The sequence below is a fragment of the Pseudomonas sp. LPH60 genome, from assembly GCF_030718165.1.
Classification (GTDB): domain Bacteria; phylum Pseudomonadota; class Gammaproteobacteria; order Pseudomonadales; family Pseudomonadaceae; genus Aquipseudomonas; species Aquipseudomonas danubii.
Genome location: NZ_JAVAJH010000004.1, coordinates 491023 through 508439 on the forward strand (window position 1 = coordinate 491023; position 17417 = coordinate 508439).

The window sequence follows — 17417 nt, forward strand, 5'->3', positions numbered from 1 at the left end:
CATTACAAGGAGTCATTCATGACCAAGACCGTTATCACCAGCGACAAGGCCCCGGCCGCCATCGGCACCTACTCCCAGGCCATCAAGGCGGGCAACACTGTCTACATGTCGGGCCAGATTCCCCTCGATCCAAAAACCATGGAACTGGTGGAGGGCTTCGAAGCCCAGACCGTCCAGGTCTTCGAGAACCTCAAGTCGGTAGCCGAGGCCGCTGGCGGTTCGTTCAAGGACATCGTCAAACTGAACATCTTCCTCACCGACCTGAGCCACTTCGCCAAGGTCAACGAGATCATGGGCAAGTACTTCCAACAGCCTTACCCAGCCCGCGCCGCCATCGGCGTGGCCGCCCTGCCCAAGGGCGCACAGGTTGAAATGGATGCCATTCTGGTCATCGAGTAACACCCGCGGCGCAGCTCTTCAGGCTGCGCCGTTTTCGTTCTGAAAGGATTTCGTCATGCGCCAAGCGCTAGCTGTTTCGCTGCTCGCCTTATTGCTCGGCGGTTGTGCCAGCGACCCCGCCAAAAACGATGTAGGCGGCATCTGGATCAATCAGGTAGCGATCGACGCAGCCTCCAAGGGCGGCCCTTTGCGTGAAGCCCTCCAGGCTTACGGCCCGAACCTGGAATGGGAACTCAACACCAAAGCCGGCCAGGCACGCTACACCAATGGCTTCGAGACCATCGAAGGCAAGATCATCGGCGACGGCTCAAACACCACAAAGGTCGAGTTCTATGGCAGCGCCGCCACCGAACTCAAACGCAACGGCAAGCAATTGCTGCAAGTGGCCAACGACAACGAGCCTGAACAAGTGTTTGCCACGCCCAAAGACCCGGCACCTGAAGGCGCACCACTGGGCGCCAACTTCGAGCGTGCCTTGTATTCGGCCTATCTGGGTGGCAAATGGAAAATCGTCAGCGGTCCGGGGCTGGGCAACGAAGTACAGTTCCAGGCCAACGGCGCCGTGCAAGGCCTGCCAGGCGCCGATCGCTACGCCCTGTGCCTGGCCGGTGACTGCGCCTCCATGAGCGGTGGCAACGACAGCATCTGGCTGCAGCTCAATGGCCAGGGCAACTCCTGGATCTTCGTCCGCAAGGATCAGCAGCTGGAAATTTTCCAGGCGGTGAATACCGCACTGGCGGATGAAGTGCCCTCGCTGACACCGGGCAGTCAGCAATGGCTGCTGGAAAAACAATGACCCTCCTGTAGCCGCTGCCAACGGTAGCGGCTACAGCCCGGTTCAAGCTTGGCCCTGAAGAATCTCCGCATACCCCTCGCGATAACTCGAGTAACGCGGCACCCAGCCCAAGGCCCGGGCCCGGGCATTGCTGCAACGCTTGCTGCCCGTGCGCCGAACGCTGGCATCATCGGACCACTCAGTCACGCCCAGGCGTTCACGCAGCCAGCCAACCACTTCCGCCAGAGGCGCAGGCGCGTCATCCACGCCTATATAGCAGTCGTCCAGGACAGCACCACCCTGGTCAGCCTTGAGCAAAAACGCCAGCAACCCCGCCGCATCGTCGGCATGGATGCGATTGCCATACAACGGCGGATCAATCGCCACCCGATAGCCGCGACGCACCTGAGTCAGCAACCATTCACGGCCCGGTCCATAGATACCGGTCAGACGCACCCGACTGGCAGGAATCCCACTGTTCAAGGCCACCTGCTCCGCCTCCAGCATCAAACGGCCCGAGTAGCCGCTCGCCAGGGTCGGGGAGTTCTCGTCGACCCACTCGCCGCCCTTTTGCTCGTAAACACTGCTGCTGGACACGAACAACAAGCGCTTGGGCTGCTGGCCATGCTGCTGGAGCCAGCTCAGGACATGCTGCAAGCCCTCGACATAGGCCGCACGATACCCGGCCTCGTCATGCTCCGTGGCCGCCGCGCAGTACACCAGATAATCCACGGGCGCTTGCGGCCACTGGGCCGGACATTGCTCGCTGAACAGGTCTGCGGCGACACCCACCACCCCCTGCGGCAAGCGCGAAACGTTGCGACGCAGGCCATAAACCTGCCATTGCTCGGCCAGCAATTGGGTCGCCAGGCGACTCCCGACATCACCGCAACCGGCGATCAAAACAGAGGGGAAGGACATCAGAAAACTCCTTTCAGAAAGGTCAAGACTAGCCTCGGCACTGGACGAACGGCTAGCAATCAAGGAAAAAAAGATACTCTATTACTTCTGTTAACAAGAATTACTTGCAATAATGCCCACCCATTTTGTTCTCGGCCCTGCGAGGCCTAGAAGGACATTTCACCCTTTTTTCCTCTCAGGTCCGGCCAGCATGACAAGCAATCAACTCTCCGCCTCGCCAACCAAACGCCCAAGCCCACTGCGCGCCGTGAGCGCGGTTGCAGCGCTGCTGTGCAGCCTGCTGCTGGCACCGACCGCAGCCTTCGCCGACCAACACGCACCGGCCACCGCCGCCGCACCGACCGCGACTGCCCCGGCCGCCGAGCTTCCGGCTGCCAACCCGGCAACTCCCGCCGCCGCCCCAGTGGCTGGCGAACCGGCTCAGGTCGAAGGCCAGCCAGTGCTTGCTGAAGACGCTCCCGAAGTCCTCGAAGCCGACAACAGCCTGGGCATGGCCCACGACCTGTCGCCGTGGGGCATGTACCAGAACGCCGACATCATCGTGAAACTGGTAATGATCGGGCTGGCCATCGCCTCGATCATCACCTGGACCATCTGGATCGCCAAAGGCTTCGAACTGCTGGGCGCCAAGCGCCGCCTGCGCAGCGAAATCGCCGCCCTGAAAAAAGCCACCACGCTCAAAGAAGCCAGCGCCACGGCCGCCAAGGAGGGCACCCTCGCCCACCTGCTGGTGCACGACGCCCTGGAAGAAATGCGCCTGTCGACCAACAGCCGTGAGAAAGAAGGCATCAAGGAACGGGTCAGCTTCCGCCTGGAGCGCCTGGTAGCCGCCTGCGGCCGCAACATGAGCAGCGGCACCGGGGTACTGGCCACCATCGGCTCTACCGCACCGTTCGTCGGTCTGTTCGGTACCGTTTGGGGCATCATGAACAGCTTCATCGGCATCGCCAAAACCCAGACCACCAACCTCGCCGTGGTCGCCCCGGGTATCGCCGAAGCCCTGCTGGCCACCGCCCTGGGCCTGGTCGCAGCGATTCCCGCGGTGGTGATCTACAACGTCTTCGCTCGCTCCATCACCGGCTATCGGGCCCAGGTGGCAGACGCCTCGGCAGAAGTCCTGCTGCTGGTCAGCCGTGACCTGGATCACCAGCCGACCGAGCGCTCCGCACAACCGCACATGGTGAAAGTGGGGTAATCAGCCATGGGCTTGCATTTGAAAGAAGGCGCAGGCGACGACCTGGCCGAAAACCACGAAATCAACGTCACGCCGTTCATCGACGTGATGCTGGTGCTGCTGATCATCTTCATGGTGGCCGCCCCTCTGGCCACCGTGGACATCAAGGTTGATCTTCCTGCCTCCAGCGCCAAGCCGGCGCCGCGCCCAGAGAAACCGGTGTTCCTCAGCGTCAAGGCCGATCAGCGTCTGTTCCTGGGTGAAGATGAGGTCAAGGCCGAAACCCTCGGGGCCATCCTTGACGCCCGTACCCAGGGCAAGAAGGACACCACGATCTTCTTCCAGGCTGACAAGGGCGTGGACTACGGCGACCTGATGAGCGTGATGGACACCCTGCGCGCCGCCGGCTACCTGAAAGTCGGCCTGGTCGGACTTGAGACGGCAGCCAAGAAATGATCACGACGCGCCAAAGACTGACGCGTTACAGCGGTAGCCTGGCGGTGGTGCTGGGCGTCCATGCGGTGGCGATCCTGCTCGCCCTCAACTGGTCCAAGCCACAGCCGATGCCCATTCCACCACAAGCCATGGTGGTCGAACTGGCGCCTGCCCCTGTGCCGCCTCCCCCGGCACCACCGAAAGTGGTGACCCCGCCGCAACCGCCGGCGCCCGTGGAAGAACTGCCGCTGCCCAAGCTCGCCGAAGCACCGAAGCCGACTATTTCGGTGCCCAAGCCGGCCAAGCAGAAGCCCAAGCCGCAGCCGCCAAAACCGGTGGTCAAGCCCGAGCCGCCCAAGGAGAAACCTTCCGAGGAAAAGCCCAGCGACGCTCCGGTAACCCCGTCGCCGTCCAAGCAGCCCGCTCCAGCGACCCCAGGCCCATCACCGGCCCAGGCCGCCGCCAAGGCCAACTGGCAGGGTGAGTTACAGGCCCACCTGGCGAAGTACAAGCGCTACCCGGGCGAAGCCCAGCGGCGCGGCAAGGAAGGCACCAACTCCTTGCGCTTCGTGGTGGATGCCGAAGGCAAGGTGCTGTCCTACGAGCTGGTGGGACGCTCGGGCAACGCTGATCTGGACCGGGCCACCCTGGACATGATCCGGCGGGCCCAGCCACTGCCCAAGCCACCGGCCGACATGCTCACCAACGGCAGCGTGGAAATCACCGCCTCGTACAACTACGAGATCGACAGAAGCCGCGGCCGCCGCTGATACAACGCAAGGGCACCTCAGGGTGCCCTTGTCGCTTGTGCAGCCTGAAGCAGACATTGGCGGGTGTCGCACTCCACCCTCTGTCTGATAACGTGCGTCTATCGATTGCAGCCGTTATGCTTGGCCGCAACCTCATGGACGCCCGCTATGACTCTCACAGAATTGCGCTACATCGTTACCCTCGCCCAAGAGCAGCACTTCGGCCACGCCGCCGAGCGTTGCCATGTCAGCCAGCCGACCCTTTCGGTAGGCGTGAAGAAGCTTGAAGACGAACTCGGTGTGCTGATTTTCGAGCGCAGCAAGAGCGCGGTACGCCTGACGCCGGTAGGCGAAACCATCGTTGCCCAGGCGCAGAAGGTCCTGGAACAGGCCCAAGGCATCCGCGAACTGGCCCAGGCCGGCAAGAACCAGCTGACCGCACCGCTGAAGGTGGGCGCCATCTACACCGTCGGCCCTTATCTGTTCCCGCACCTGATTCCCCAGCTGCACCGGGTCGCTCCGCAGATGCCGCTGTATATCGAAGAGAACTTCACCCACGTCCTGCGCGACAAACTGCGCAACGGCGAGCTGGACGCCATCATCATCGCCCTGCCGTTCAACGAGGCCGATGTCCTGACCCTGCCGCTGTACGACGAACCCTTCTATGTGCTGATGCCCAGCGGCCATTCCTGGACCAAGAAGGAAACCATCGACGCCAGCCTGCTCAACGACAAGAGCCTGTTGCTGCTGGGCGAAGGCCACTGCTTCCGCGATCAGGTACTGGAAGCCTGCCCGACCCTGACCAAGGGCAACGACGGCGCCAAGCACACCACCGTGGAATCCAGTTCCCTGGAAACCATCCGCCACATGGTCGCCTCCGGCCTGGGCATCTCGATCCTGCCGCTGTCGGCAGTGGACAGCCATCACTACGCTCCCGGCGTGATCGAAGTCCGCCCACTGACCCCGCCGGTGCCGTTCCGCACCGTCGCCATCGCCTGGCGCGCCAGCTTCCCGCGGCCCAAGGCCATCGAGATCCTCGCCGACTCGATCCGCCTGTGCTCGGTGGCCAAGCCGCCCGCCGCGAGCTAAGCAAGCGCAATGACTGAGCTGTCGAAAGTGCCGGTCACGGCACTCAAGGGCGTCGGCGAAGCCATGGCCGAGAAGCTGGCCAAGGTCGGCCTGGAGAACCTTCAGGACGTGCTGTTCCACCTGCCCCTGCGCTATCAGGACCGTACCCGAGTGGTGCCGATCGGCGCTCTGCGCCCTGGCCAGGATGCGGTGATCGAAGGTACCGTCAGCGGCGCCGATGTGGTCATGGGCAAACGCCGCAGCCTGCTGGTGCGCCTGCAAGACGGCACCGGCGGCCTGAGCCTGCGCTTCTACCATTTCAGCAACGCCCAGAAAGACGGCCTGAAACGCGGCACCCGCGTGCGCTGCTACGGCGAAGCCCGACCCGGCGCCTCAGGACTGGAGATCTACCACCCCGAATACCGCGCCATCAGTGGTGACGAGCCGCCGCCGGTGGATCAGACCCTGACGCCCATCTACCCCCTGACCGAAGGCCTGACCCAACAGCGCCTGCGCCTGCTCTGCCAGCAGAGCCTGGCGCTGCTGGGCCCGCGTAGCCTGCCCGACTGGCTGCCCGAAGAACTGGCCCGCGACTATCAGCTGGCGCCCCTGGACGATGCGATCCGCTACCTGCATCACCCGCCGGCGGACGCCGATGTCGACGAACTGGCCCTGGGGCACCACTGGGCCCAGCACCGTCTGGCGTTCGAAGAGCTGCTGACCCATCAGCTGTCCCAGCAACGCCTGCGCGACAGCCTGCGCTCCCAGCGCGCCCCGGTGCTGCCCCTGGCCAAGAAGCTGCCGGCCAAATACCTGAAGAACCTCGGCTTCGCCCCCACCGGCGCGCAACAGCGAGTCGGCAACGAAATCGCCTACGACCTGAGCCAGCCGGAGCCCATGTTGCGCCTGATCCAGGGCGACGTTGGGGCCGGCAAGACCGTGGTCGCCGCCCTCGCCGCCCTGCAGGCCCTGGAAGCCGGTTACCAGGTGGCGCTGATGGCGCCGACGGAAATCCTCGCCGAGCAGCACTTCATTACCTTCAAGCGCTGGCTCGAGCCCCTGGGCCTGGAAGTCGCCTGGCTGGCGGGCAAGCTCAAGGGCAAGAACCGCGCTGCGGCCCTGGAACAGATTGCCGGCGGCGCGCCGATGGTGGTGGGCACCCACGCCCTGTTCCAGGATGAAGTGCAGTTCAAGAACCTGGCCCTGGTGATCATCGACGAACAGCACCGCTTCGGCGTCCAGCAGCGCCTGGCCCTGCGCCAGAAAGGCGTGGGTGGCCGCCTCTGTCCGCACCAGCTGATCATGACCGCCACACCGATTCCGCGAACCCTGGCGATGAGCGCCTACGCCGACCTGGATACCTCGATCCTCGACGAACTGCCGCCCGGCCGGACCCCGGTCAACACCGTGCTGGTGACCGACAGCCGCCGCGTCGAAGTGATCGAGCGGGTGCGCGCGGCCTGCGCCGAAGGGCGCCAGGCCTACTGGGTCTGCACCCTGATCGAAGAGTCTGAAGAGCTCACCTGCCAGGCGGCCGAAACCACCTTCGAAGACCTCTCCAGCGCCCTGGGCGAACTGCGCGTGGGGCTGATTCACGGCCGCATGAAACCGGCGGAGAAAGCCGCGGTGATGGCCGAGTTCAAGGCCGGCAACCTACAACTGCTGGTGGCTACCACCGTGATCGAGGTCGGGGTCGATGTGCCCAATGCCAGCCTGATGATCATCGAGAACCCGGAGCGCCTGGGCCTGGCGCAACTGCACCAGCTGCGCGGCCGGGTCGGACGCGGCAGCGCCGCCAGCCACTGCGTGCTGCTCTACCATCCGCCGCTTTCACAAATCGGGCGGCAGCGCCTGGGCATCATGCGCGAGACCAACGACGGTTTCGTCATCGCCGAAAAGGACCTGGAACTGCGCGGCCCCGGGGAAATGCTCGGCACCCGCCAGACCGGCCTGCTGCAATTCAAGGTCGCCGACCTGATGCGTGACGCTGACCTGCTACCGGCCGTGCGCGACGCCGCGCAGGCCTTGCTGGAGCGTTGGCCGGACCATGTGAGCCCGCTGCTGGAACGCTGGCTGCGCCACGGCCAGCAATACGGCCAAGTGTGAACCAACGCTCAGTTAATGGACCATGGGCATAACCAAGCTGGTTATACTCGTCAAATTGTAGAAAAACGGATACCAGACCATGACAGAAGTTGCCCTCGACATTGCAACCCCACACGCTCCGTCTGTTATCCGGTTGCTGCTCGGCAAGCTGGCCATCAGCTACAACGAAGTGCTCGACCAGCCGGGCCTGCCGGCTGCGCGCAAGGTCCAGGCGGTGCTGCTGGACGATGCCGTCGGCGCGCTGATGGTGCTGTTTCCGCAGAGCCAGCTACTGGACCTCAACCGCCTCACCGAACTCACCGGCCGCCGTCTCACCGCGGTGTCCACCGAACGCCTGGAGCGCATGCTCGGCAAACACAGCCTGAGCCTGCTGCCCGGCCTGCCGGCACTCACCAGTTCCCCCTGCCTGTACGAAGAAAGCCTGCTGCGCGAGCCCAGCCTGCTGATCTATTCGGGCGAGCCGGGCGTGCTTCTGGAAATCACCAGCGAAGCCTTCAAGAGCATGCTCAACAAGGCCAGCGCCGGGCATTTCGGCGAACCCCTGAGCAGCATCCGCCCCAACCTCGATCGCCCGGATGACGACCGCGAGGAAATCACCCAGGCCATGCAGGCGTTCACCGCGCGGCGTATCCAGCAACGCCTGGAAGCCACCATCGAGATCCCACCGCTGGCGGAAACCGCGCAGAAGATCATCAAGCTGCGGGTCGACCCCAACGCCACCATCGACGACATCACCGGCGTGGTGGAGACCGACCCGGCCCTGGCCGCGCAAGTGGTCAGCTGGGCCGCCTCGCCCTACTACGCGTCGCCGGGCAAGATCCGCTCGGTGGAGGACGCCATCGTCCGCGTGCTGGGCTTTGACCTGGTGATCAACCTCGCCCTGGGCCTGGCCCTGGGCAAGACCCTGAGCCTGCCCAAGGACCAGCCGCAGCACGCCACGCCCTACTGGCAGCAATCGATCTACACCGCCGCGGTGATCGAAGGCCTGACCCGCGCCATGCCCCGCGCACAGCGCCCGGAAGCCGGCCTGACCTACCTCGCCGGCCTGCTGCACAACTTCGGCTACCTGCTGCTGGCCCACGTATTCCCACCGCACTTCTCGCTGATCTGCCGGCACCTGGAGGTCAACCCGCACCTGTGCCACAGCTATGTCGAGCAGCACCTGCTGGGCATCAGCCGCGAACAGATCGGTTCCTGGCTGATGCGTTACTGGGACATGCCGGACGAGCTGTCTACCGCCCTGCGCTTCCAGCACGACCCGAGCTACGACGGCGCCTACGCCGAGTACCCGAATCTGGTGTGCCTGGCGGTGCGCCTGCTGCGCAGCCGTGGCATCGGTTCCGGCCCCCACGAGGAAATTCCCGACGCCCTGTTCGAGCGCCTGGGCCTGAGCCGCGACAAGGCCGAAGACGTGGTGAGCAAAGTGCTGGAAGCGGAAGTGCTGCTGCGGGAACTGGCTTCGCAGTTCAGCCAGGCCTGACCCCATTCGCCGGCTAGCCGGCGAAGTCCCACCCTCAAGCCTTGGGCTTGGCCTTCTTCGGTTTCAAATACTTGGTCAAGCCCTGGAACCAGATCACCAGCGCCGGATTGCCCTTGATCTGGATCGATTTGTCCTGAATCCCGGTCATGAACGCCAACTGCTTGTTCTTCGCCTGCATCGTGGCGAAGCCATAAGCGGCATCCTTAAAGGCAATGGCGAACGCCGGCTCCGGATAGAACCCCGAACGACTGGTCACGCGCTGGTCTTTGACGAAGAAGTGTCGAGCAACCTTGCCGTCGAGCGTCTGCAACTGGAATACCAGTTCCTTGTCACCCAACTGTTGCTGAAAAGCAGGATTGTTGCGGCTGGCTTTGCCCATCAACAGGCCAAGCACCCAGAGAAGAAAACGGAATTTCATGCACGGCGCCTCAGTGGAATTATTGGATGGCCGCCGCAGTTTAACCTGTAACTCGAAGAGCGCCAGCCGATCTGCTCGATTACTCGGAGATCGACTGGCGTTCAACGCTTATCGCTACATCTTGTCAGACAATCACTGACTCACACGTTAGGGCAAGGCACCGGTGCCCAGTCACCCAGGTCCGGGCTCTTGCACATGCTGTTGACCTGGGTCTGGCCGGTGGTAGCGACCTTGTTGCTCTCGGCCTGCTTGGTCTTGGCCTGCTGGATCGACTTCTCGGTGCTCACCGCTTCCGTCGGTACAGTCGGCAGCTTGGGTTGCTTGACCTTCTGCTGCTTCTTCCTGCCACCGGTGGTGGTCACCGGGGTGGTGTCGGCGGTGGCGACTTTCACCACGTCGGTACGTTGCACGCCCACTTGCTGCAGATCCTGCTCGTAGGCCTGGTTGTACTTGCTCAGGTCTTCGCTGGCCCGGCCGTTCACCGCGGCGATCAGGTCATTGGACTCTTTCAGGCCGCTGACGATCTCCGCCAGGCGCTTGCGCCCTTCCACATCATTGATGCTGTTGGCCTTGCGGGCAGTGATCAGGCTGTCGAAGGCACGCTGGTAGCAGGTCTGCGAAGCACGGGCGTAGGCGGTGCTGCGATCGATGTCGGCAGCACTCTTGTTGACGTCGGCGGCGTAGGAAGCGATGCGCTGATTGTCATCGGCGATCTGCTTCTGGCGCTCGGTGTAGTAACCGGCGGCACCACCGGCCAGGGCACCACCGGCCGCACCGATGGCCGCATTGCGACCACGGTTGTCGCCGTCGCCGGTCAGGGCGCCGAGCAAGGCACCGCCAGCAGCGCCCAGGGCGGCACCGGTGACCACCGACTTGGTCATGTCCGAATCAGTGGCGCGCAGGTGCTGCACCGGCTCGTAGCAGCTCGGGTAGTACTCGACCTTGGTGGTGGAGGCGACCTTGGACACCGGAGAGGTCGCGCAACCGGTCAATACGGTGCTGAACCCGGCGGCAACCAACAGCAGGTGACGCTTGGATGTTGAAGCAAATGGGTTGCGGGAAAAAAGCATGTTCGTGATCTCGATTAAGTTTGACCAACTCGGTACGACGCCAGGTCGTCCGAGCTCCTCCAGGCTCGACAGACAGCGGCCGGTCATGACTTCTGACCGGTCGATGCGAGCAGTTCCTTCAAAATCGTCGCCGGGTCGGCTCGCCGTTGCTGGCGATAATTCCCGACATGGCGGACGAATAACGTAGCGCGCGTCACCAGGCTCTTGCCGAGCACCGGCTTGCGATTGAGTTCTTCCTTGATCCGTTGAAATTGCGCCTGGATCACCGCGTCGGTGTAACGGGTGCCCGTGGCCAGGTTGTCGATGTAGATCGCCACCGCCCCGTCCAGCGCGCTGCGGCCGTTGTCGATGGCTTCGGCGAACAGCTTGGCGCTGGGTTCGTCCTTGGCATCGATGGCCTGCTGCTGGCTCTTCTTCAGGTTGGTCAGGCGGATGTTGTAGTTATTGATGGTCTCGGCCACCAGGGCCGACGACTGGATCAGGTTGCCCGCCGCCTCCTCGCGCTGCTGGGCGATCAGCGAGACGTTGCGCTTGAGCTCTTCGTTGACCAGCCCCAGCTCCGCCTGCAGACGCGGGTCGACACTGGCGGCGATGATGGCGTCCAGGCGCTTGGTGGGGTCCTGGGCGTCATCGATGGCGTCGGTCAGGGACGCCAGGCGGCCTTCCTTCTGCCACTGGGCGAACAGCTCCTTGTAGCGCGAACGCGGGGCCGACAAGGCGCCGATGGCCACCCGAAAACCCGTGGTTTCATTGCTCTGCTCGGTGCCGTCGGCGCCAAACAGCGGGTACTCGCGGCGCATGCCGGTAAACAGCGTGCCCTCGCCTTCCAGGTAATTGCCGCCCTTGACCACGAAGCCACCGTAGGTGCCCTGGCGCCGTCCGGCGCGCACCAGCTGGAACGACTCCTGGACCATCTCGGCGGCATTGCCGATCACGTCGAACAGGCCGATGGGGTTGGGCAGCTTGGTGCCGATCGGCATCAGCCGCGCCGCCTGACCCGTGCCGCCGGCCACCTGATTGAACACCGCCCAGTCCGCCAGCGGGCCATCGCTCTCGCTGCCCTCCAGGCGCCGTGGAAACAGCCGCCCTTCCAGCTCCTGGCGACTCACCGCCTGACCGCCACGGGCGGCGTATTCCCACTCCACTTCGGTGGGCAGGCGCACAAAGCCCAGGCCGCCGTCTTCGGAGGAGCCGCCGCGGCCGCTGACCGGCAGCAAGTCACGGTGATGCTTCATCAGCCAGGCGCTGTACACCGCCGCGAAACGCTCGGCCTCGAAGCGCGACAGCTTGACCTTGGGCAAACGGCCCTGCATCCCCTCCGAGACTTCACAGGCCGGGGCCGGCTCGCCGCTGGCCAGGGACTGGGCCTGGGCCATCACCTGGGCGTACTGGCGAGCGGTGACTTCGTACTTGCCGATGAAATACAGCATCGGCTTGAGAGGCACCCCGGCACCGGTTTTCGGCAAGGCCGGAGCAATGGTCTTGCTCCAGGCACCAGGCAGGTCCTTGAGGGTGAACTGGCCATTGATGTAGTCCCGGCGATAACCGGAGATGAACGATTGCTGGTAGCCGCTCTCACCTTCGCTGAAGGGATAGCCGAGGTTGACCTCACGGTCGTCCAGGGTGCCCTGGGCCAACACGTAGACATAGCGGAACACCATCTCGCCTTCACAGGGCAGCGGCAGACTGACGTCGTCCGGCAAGGGCTTGGGGTTGTCCATCTTGTTACCGGGCTCTTGCGCCCACGCGGCGCCGGCCAGGGTCATGGCCAACACGGTGCCGATCAACTTATACATCGCGAATTCCTTCACAGGCTTCAATGCGCGACACCCGCCAGCCGCCCAGCGCGGCGGCCAGGGTGCTGACGCCCAGCGTCGCCAACAGGGCCAGCCCGTAATGGGCCGGCAGCAAATGACTGGCGTACTCGCCGGGCACCTGCATGAACAAATGATTCAGCCCGGCCTGGGCCAGGCCATACAGAGCGCCACTCAACAACGCAGCGAAACCGGCGCTGTACAGCGCCTGGGCCACCACGAACAACAACAGGGCGCCGGTGGAGAATCCCAGCAGGCGCAGCACCGACAACTCCCGGCGCTTGCGCTCCACCGCCGCCAGGGCCCCGGCGAAGATCGCCGCAAAGGCGCCCGCCAGGGCCAGCCCGGCGATCACCCAGAAGACAATGGACAGGTTGCGACTCAAGGACTGCACCTGGGCGATGGTCTGGGCCTGGGTCGCCACCAACAGGCCACGCTCGGCGAAATAGCGGCGCAAGGGTTCGACGTCATCCAGGCTGCGGGCATACAGGCGAAAGGCCGGGTAGACCCGCTGCGCGGACGCGGCCGGCGCTTCGCCGAGCCAGCCCAGGGCCGCCACGGCACGGCCGTCGCGATAGTCCTCGGCGGCCTCCAGCAAGGCCAGCGGGGCGAACAGGGCATCCCGGGCAAAGGCTTCCAGAGGCAATACACCCTCCACCTGGACCCGGGTCCGCTGCACTTCGCTGCGCCCTGCCACCTGCCGGCCGAAGCTTGCCTGCAGCCAATCTCCAGGCTGTACGCCAAGCTTCTCGGCGGCGGTACGACTCAGGAGCACGCCACTCATGTTCCGCGGCACCGGCAAACGCCCGAGCAAGGGGTCCGAGACAGCGGTCGGCAACATTTCCACGGTCAGTCCGATATCCCCCGTGCCCCGGGACAAGTCCGCCGTCGCGGCAATCTGCCGGGTGCGCGGCAAGGCAAAGGCGACGTCCGGACGCTGGCCCAGTTCAGCAATGAAGCTAGCGCTGAAACGTCCACCGCCCAGGGGAATGATCTCGCGTACCGCCGGGTCCTTTTCCAGGCGCTCGGTGAGGCTGCTCACCAGCCCGAACTTGAGCCCGAACAGCACCAGCAACGGCGCAATCACTGCCACCAGGGCCAGCACCGAACAGGCCGACAACCAGGTATCGGCGCGGTAGTCCTGCCAGGCCAGGGCAGCGGTCAGGGACGCACGCATCAGCAGGCCTCCCCCAGCGTCGCGGTGACTCCGCCGTCGGCATCGCGCTGGCAGGCAATGCGCCGCACCTGCAAGCCGTTGGCCCGGGCCAGCACCTCATCGTGGGTGGCGATCACGCAGCACAGCCGCTGATCCCGCGCCTGTTGCACCAACAGTTGCATCACCCGCTGAGCGTTCAAGGGGTCCAGGGCCGCGGTCGGCTCATCCGCCAGCAGCACCTGCGGGCCATGGGCCAAGGCCCGGGCACAACTGACCCGCTGACGCTGGCCCACCGACAGGGCGGCGGGTTTCTTGTGCAGTTGATCGGCGATTTCCAGGCGTTCGGCCAAACGCCGTGGAATGCCCTCGTCCGCCAGCCCCAGCAACTGCCGGGGCAGGCTGATATTGCTGCGCACATCAAGAAACCCCAGCAGACCGCCAGTCTGCAGCACATAACCCAGGTGCTGGCTGCGCAACTGCGCCAGGGCGCTGTGACCAGTGCCGCGCCAGATGCCGGCAATGTCGATGGGGTCATTGGCCGGCGCAAATTCAAAGCGCGCCGCCGAGTCCGGAGCCAGCACCAGCGCCAGCAGATCGAGCAGCGTGCTCTTGCCGCAGCCGCTGGGGCCGACCACCGCCAGTTGATCGCCCGCGCGCAATTGCAGCCTGGGGATCACCAGGCTGTAGCGCTGGCGACCCTCGCCGCGACTCTTGCGCACCTCTGCCAGATCGAGCATCACGGCAGCGTCGACAACGGAACGCGGTACAGGGCATCACCCGGCTCGGCATCGCCGAAGCGCACCCAGTTGGCCAGGTCGTTGTGGAAGGTCTCGTAGAGACGGATCTTCGAATCCAGCTCGTCGATGAAATCTTCCTGCTCGGCCACGCTCAGGGACAGCCACAGGTCCTGGGTCATGTTCAGCGACTTGCTGCGGTACGGCAGCCCTTCCAGGTATTCCCCCAGCACGCCGCCGTCGGCCAGGTTGCCGCCCTTGCGCAGGGCCGAGGGGTCGCGGCTCATGTAGGCGCTGGCGCTGGCGATTTCCTGGAAGAAATCCTTGGGCGAAGTCTGGGTCTTGCGTGCCGCATCGACAATCAGCTTCAGCGACTGCTGCAAGTCGTTGAGCTGCAGCTTGGTCAGCATCACGCAGACCTGGAACGCCGGCAGCGCCGGGTTGGTCAGGTCGCGGTCGGCGGTCCAGGCGCTGACCAGCTGCGGTGCCTGACTCGCGGATTTGCGACCGAGGAAATCCATGTGCATGGCGTAGCCGATGGCCGCCGACTTCTGCGCGATGCTCGGCGCCGCCGCCAGCTGCGGGACGTCCTGGTTCTGGTTGCTGCGCACCTGATGCACCAGGTCGGCGAACACCGTGCCGATCTCGTCGACCTGCTCGCCGAACTTGCGCACATCGCCGCCGGGCACCGGAATGTACAGGTCGCCGATCTTCGGGTTGGCGTCGGCGGTCAGTACCCGGTACTGGGTTTCCGCCTGGGCGTGGTTTTTCTTGCCGGCATCGGTGCGCAGGTGCAGGGCATAGATCTTGATCTGCTTGCCCAAAGCCGCCTGGCGCACTTCCGCTTCGTTCATCTGGGTACGGCTGTAAGGATCATTCTTGCGCAGGGCCCCGGCATCACTGACCAGCAGGATCAGGCGTCCGCCGTAGCCCTTCCAGTCCATGCCTTCCACGGCCTGCATCACCCCGGCAAAGGCGTCTTCGTTGAACGAGTGGCTGGAGACACTGGTGGCCTTGACCTGGCTCACCAGCTCCTGGAAACGCTGCGGGTCGCGACCCTGATCCAGGGTCACCAGGGTCTTGGTCACGTACTCCAGGCCCGGGGTCTTGCTGGTGTTGTTGCGAAACCCCACCAGGCCGAAGCTGACACTGTCCAGCTCGCCACGCTCGGCGATCTTGCTCTGCAGCTCGTGCACCACGTCGCGCACCTGATCGATGTACGGCTGCATCGACACCGAGGTGTCCACCACCAGCACCACTGCCGTGCGGAAGGCATCGGCGGCGGCCGGCGGGCTGTTCGCCGGCAGGCGCTGGCCACTGCTGTCGCTGATGCTCTGCGGGCTGTTGCCCGGGTCGATCGAGGCGACATTGAGCAACTGCACCGGCTGGCCGCTCTCGTCGAAGCTCTCCTTGGAATCGAAGATCGGCAGCAGGTAGAACTGCTCCTGGGGCACCGCGCTGGCATTGGGTTCCAGGGCCAGCACCTGCTGCTCGTCCTGAGGATTCTTCTGCGCCCTGAGCAGCAGGTTCTTGGCCGCCGCCGGGTCCGCCAGCAAACGCTCCAGTTCGCTGGCCTGACGCACGAACATCACCGGTGCACGACCGGAGCGCTCGGTGAACTTCAGCACCAGGCTCTGCTTCCAGTCGCTGACCTGCTCGGCCGGCAGCCAGCCGGCGCTGCGCCCGTCACTGGCGGCGCCCAGGCGCAGCCAGGAGCGGCCGTCGAGGTTCTTGCGCTGGTACACGTAAAGCACCGAGAACGCCGGCACCGACTTGTCCGGCGTGGCCCCCGGCTCGCTGGAAAAGCTCGCCCCCGGCTTGCTCAGCACCCGCTGGAACAGGGTCTTCTTGCCCGGCATGAGCAACGGTCGCTGGCCGCCATCGACATCCGCTGCCAGTGGCTGCTCCACCGGCGGCGCCACCACGGCAGGCGGGGTGCTGACCGTCGAAGCGGTCTTGGGCGCAGGCGCCGGGCTGTCACCGGACAGCCACCAATAACCAGCGCCGGCCACCGCCAGGGCGACGGCCACGGCGACGCCGGCCAGGGCCAGCACCGGGCCACGGTGCTGTTCGGAGGCCCCACTGCCGGCTGGTGGCAGATTGGAGGTGCGCGGCGGCGCCGCTGGCTCCTCGGGCGGCTCGCGGCGCGGCGCCGGTTGTGGCGCAGGCGCCTGCCGGGGAATCTCGATCGACACCGGGGTCAGCCCGGCCAGGTCGTGGCTCTGAGTTACAGGCTGAGGTACAGGCTGAGGTACAGGCTGAGGTGCAGCCTGAGGCGGCAGCGGCAACGGCTGGATCAGCGTCGCCTCGACCTCGGTCGCCTCAGGCGGCAGGTTGTCCAGGGCCGTCAGCAAGGCCGCCGCATCCGGATAACGTTCCGCCGGGTCCTTGGCCAGCAGCTTGCGCAGGATGTGCTGGTAGCGCCCGTGGTGCAGCGGCAGCTCCGGCAAGGGCTCGGTGAGGTGGGCCAGGGCCGTGGACAGCGCGTCGGTGCCGTTGTAAGGCAACTCGCCGACGAGAATTTCGTACAGCACCACGCCCAGGGCATAGAGGTCGGCGCGCCCGTCGATGTCCTGGCCACGGGCCTGTTCCGGGCTCATGTAGCTCGGCGTGCCCACGGCAAAACCGGCCTGGGTGAACTGGGTACGGTCATCCAGGGACTTGGCGATGCCGAAGTCCGAAAGCACCGCCGTGCCGTCGGCGCGGAACAGGATGTTGGCCGGCTTCACATCACGGTGCACCAACCCCTGGGCGTGGGCATAACCCAGGGCCGAAGCGATCTGGCGGATGTAGGCCAGGCCCTGCTCCGGGGTCAGCCCGGCGGCAATGCGCTCTTTGAGGGTGCCGTTGGGCAGGTACTCCATGGCCATGTAGTACAGCTCGCCGACATTGCCGATGTCGTGGATGGTCACGGTGTGCGGATGGGACAGGCGCGCCAGGGTCTTGCCCTCGCGCAAAAAGCGCTCGCAGAAGCTCGGGTCGGCGGCCAGCGCCGCGGCCATCACCTTGAGCGCCACCTTGCGCTCAAGCGAACGCTGGGTCGCCAGGTACACGGTGGCCATGGCGCCTTCGCCAATCTCGCCCTGGATGTCAAAGCCGGGAATCAGAATGTCCATGG

General features: G+C 64.9%; 15 protein-coding genes. 8 read left to right on the forward strand and 7 right to left on the reverse strand.

Going from position 1 to position 17417, the window contains the following annotated elements; translation table 11 throughout:
• Positions 1 to 18: 18 nt before the first annotated feature.
• Together Q8O96_RS17075 and Q8O96_RS17080 are read left to right on the forward strand one after the other, a co-directional pair.
• Positions 19 to 399, forward strand: a complete 381-nt coding sequence (locus Q8O96_RS17075) for a RidA family protein (protein ID WP_007921133.1) — start codon at positions 19 to 21, stop codon at positions 397 to 399.
• 55 nt (positions 400 to 454) lie between these two features.
• Complete coding sequence (locus tag Q8O96_RS17080) at positions 455 to 1195, forward strand: hypothetical protein (protein ID WP_102862269.1); 741 nt, start codon at positions 455 to 457, stop codon at positions 1193 to 1195.
• A gap of 42 nt (positions 1196 to 1237) precedes the next feature.
• On the opposite strand, the gene Q8O96_RS17085 is transcribed toward Q8O96_RS17080, so the two are convergent.
• Positions 1238 to 2095, reverse strand: a complete 858-nt coding sequence (locus Q8O96_RS17085; RefSeq protein ID WP_305949130.1) for an SDR family oxidoreductase — start codon at positions 2093 to 2095, stop codon at positions 1238 to 1240.
• A 190-nt stretch (positions 2096 to 2285) separates the two neighbouring features.
• Here Q8O96_RS17085 and exbB point away from each other — a divergent pair, with 190 nt between their 5' ends.
• From exbB to Q8O96_RS17115, 6 genes are all read left to right on the forward strand, one after another.
• Complete coding sequence (exbB, locus tag Q8O96_RS17090; RefSeq protein WP_102862271.1) at positions 2286 to 3290, forward strand: tonB-system energizer ExbB; 1005 nt, start codon at positions 2286 to 2288, stop codon at positions 3288 to 3290.
• Positions 3291 to 3296: 6 nt separating this feature from the next.
• Positions 3297 to 3725: a TonB system transport protein ExbD gene (gene exbD, locus Q8O96_RS17095; RefSeq protein ID WP_102862272.1), complete on the forward strand. Its 429-nt coding sequence runs from the start codon at positions 3297 to 3299 to the stop codon at positions 3723 to 3725.
• Entirely contained in the window at positions 3722 to 4474 is a 753-nt protein-coding gene (locus Q8O96_RS17100; protein WP_102862273.1) for an energy transducer TonB, read from the forward strand. The genes exbD and Q8O96_RS17100 overlap by 4 nt, the downstream gene beginning before the upstream one ends.
• Before the next feature lie 147 nt (positions 4475 to 4621).
• Positions 4622 to 5542: a hydrogen peroxide-inducible genes activator gene (locus Q8O96_RS17105; RefSeq protein ID WP_102881293.1), complete on the forward strand. Its 921-nt coding sequence runs from the start codon at positions 4622 to 4624 to the stop codon at positions 5540 to 5542.
• Between the two features lie 9 nt (positions 5543 to 5551).
• Positions 5552 to 7627, forward strand: coding sequence for an ATP-dependent DNA helicase RecG (gene recG, locus Q8O96_RS17110; protein WP_102862275.1), 2076 nt, complete (start codon positions 5552 to 5554; stop codon positions 7625 to 7627).
• A 79-nt stretch (positions 7628 to 7706) separates the two neighbouring features.
• A complete protein-coding gene (locus tag Q8O96_RS17115; RefSeq protein WP_102862276.1) occupies positions 7707 to 9107 on the forward strand; it encodes an aminoacyl-tRNA deacylase and HDOD domain-containing protein in 1401 nt (466 codons plus the stop codon).
• Positions 9108 to 9141: 34 nt separating this feature from the next.
• Here the strand turns inward: Q8O96_RS17115 and Q8O96_RS17120 are convergent, their stop codons facing one another.
• The 6 genes from Q8O96_RS17120 to Q8O96_RS17145 form a co-directional block, all read right to left on the reverse strand.
• Positions 9142 to 9525, reverse strand: coding sequence for a helicase (locus tag Q8O96_RS17120; protein ID WP_102862277.1), 384 nt, complete (start codon positions 9523 to 9525; stop codon positions 9142 to 9144).
• Between the two features lie 140 nt (positions 9526 to 9665).
• On the reverse strand, positions 9666 to 10595 hold the full coding sequence (gene tagQ / locus Q8O96_RS17125; protein WP_102862278.1) for a type VI secretion system-associated lipoprotein TagQ: 930 nt from the start codon (positions 10593 to 10595) through the stop codon (positions 9666 to 9668).
• An 83-nt stretch (positions 10596 to 10678) separates the two neighbouring features.
• Positions 10679 to 12391: an SUMF1/EgtB/PvdO family nonheme iron enzyme gene (locus Q8O96_RS17130; RefSeq protein ID WP_115581211.1), complete on the reverse strand. Its 1713-nt coding sequence runs from the start codon at positions 12389 to 12391 to the stop codon at positions 10679 to 10681.
• Positions 12384 to 13586, reverse strand: coding sequence for an ABC transporter permease (locus tag Q8O96_RS17135; RefSeq protein WP_102862280.1), 1203 nt, complete (start codon positions 13584 to 13586; stop codon positions 12384 to 12386). The genes Q8O96_RS17130 and Q8O96_RS17135 overlap by 8 nt, the downstream gene beginning before the upstream one ends.
• Complete coding sequence (locus Q8O96_RS17140; RefSeq protein WP_102862281.1) at positions 13586 to 14302, reverse strand: ABC transporter ATP-binding protein; 717 nt, start codon at positions 14300 to 14302, stop codon at positions 13586 to 13588. Before Q8O96_RS17140 ends, Q8O96_RS17135 begins: the two co-directional genes overlap by 1 nt.
• A complete protein-coding gene (locus tag Q8O96_RS17145; RefSeq protein WP_305949131.1) occupies positions 14302 to 17415 on the reverse strand; it encodes a serine/threonine-protein kinase in 3114 nt (1037 codons plus the stop codon). Before Q8O96_RS17145 ends, Q8O96_RS17140 begins: the two co-directional genes overlap by 1 nt.
• Between the last annotated feature and the right edge of the window lie 2 nt (positions 17416 to 17417).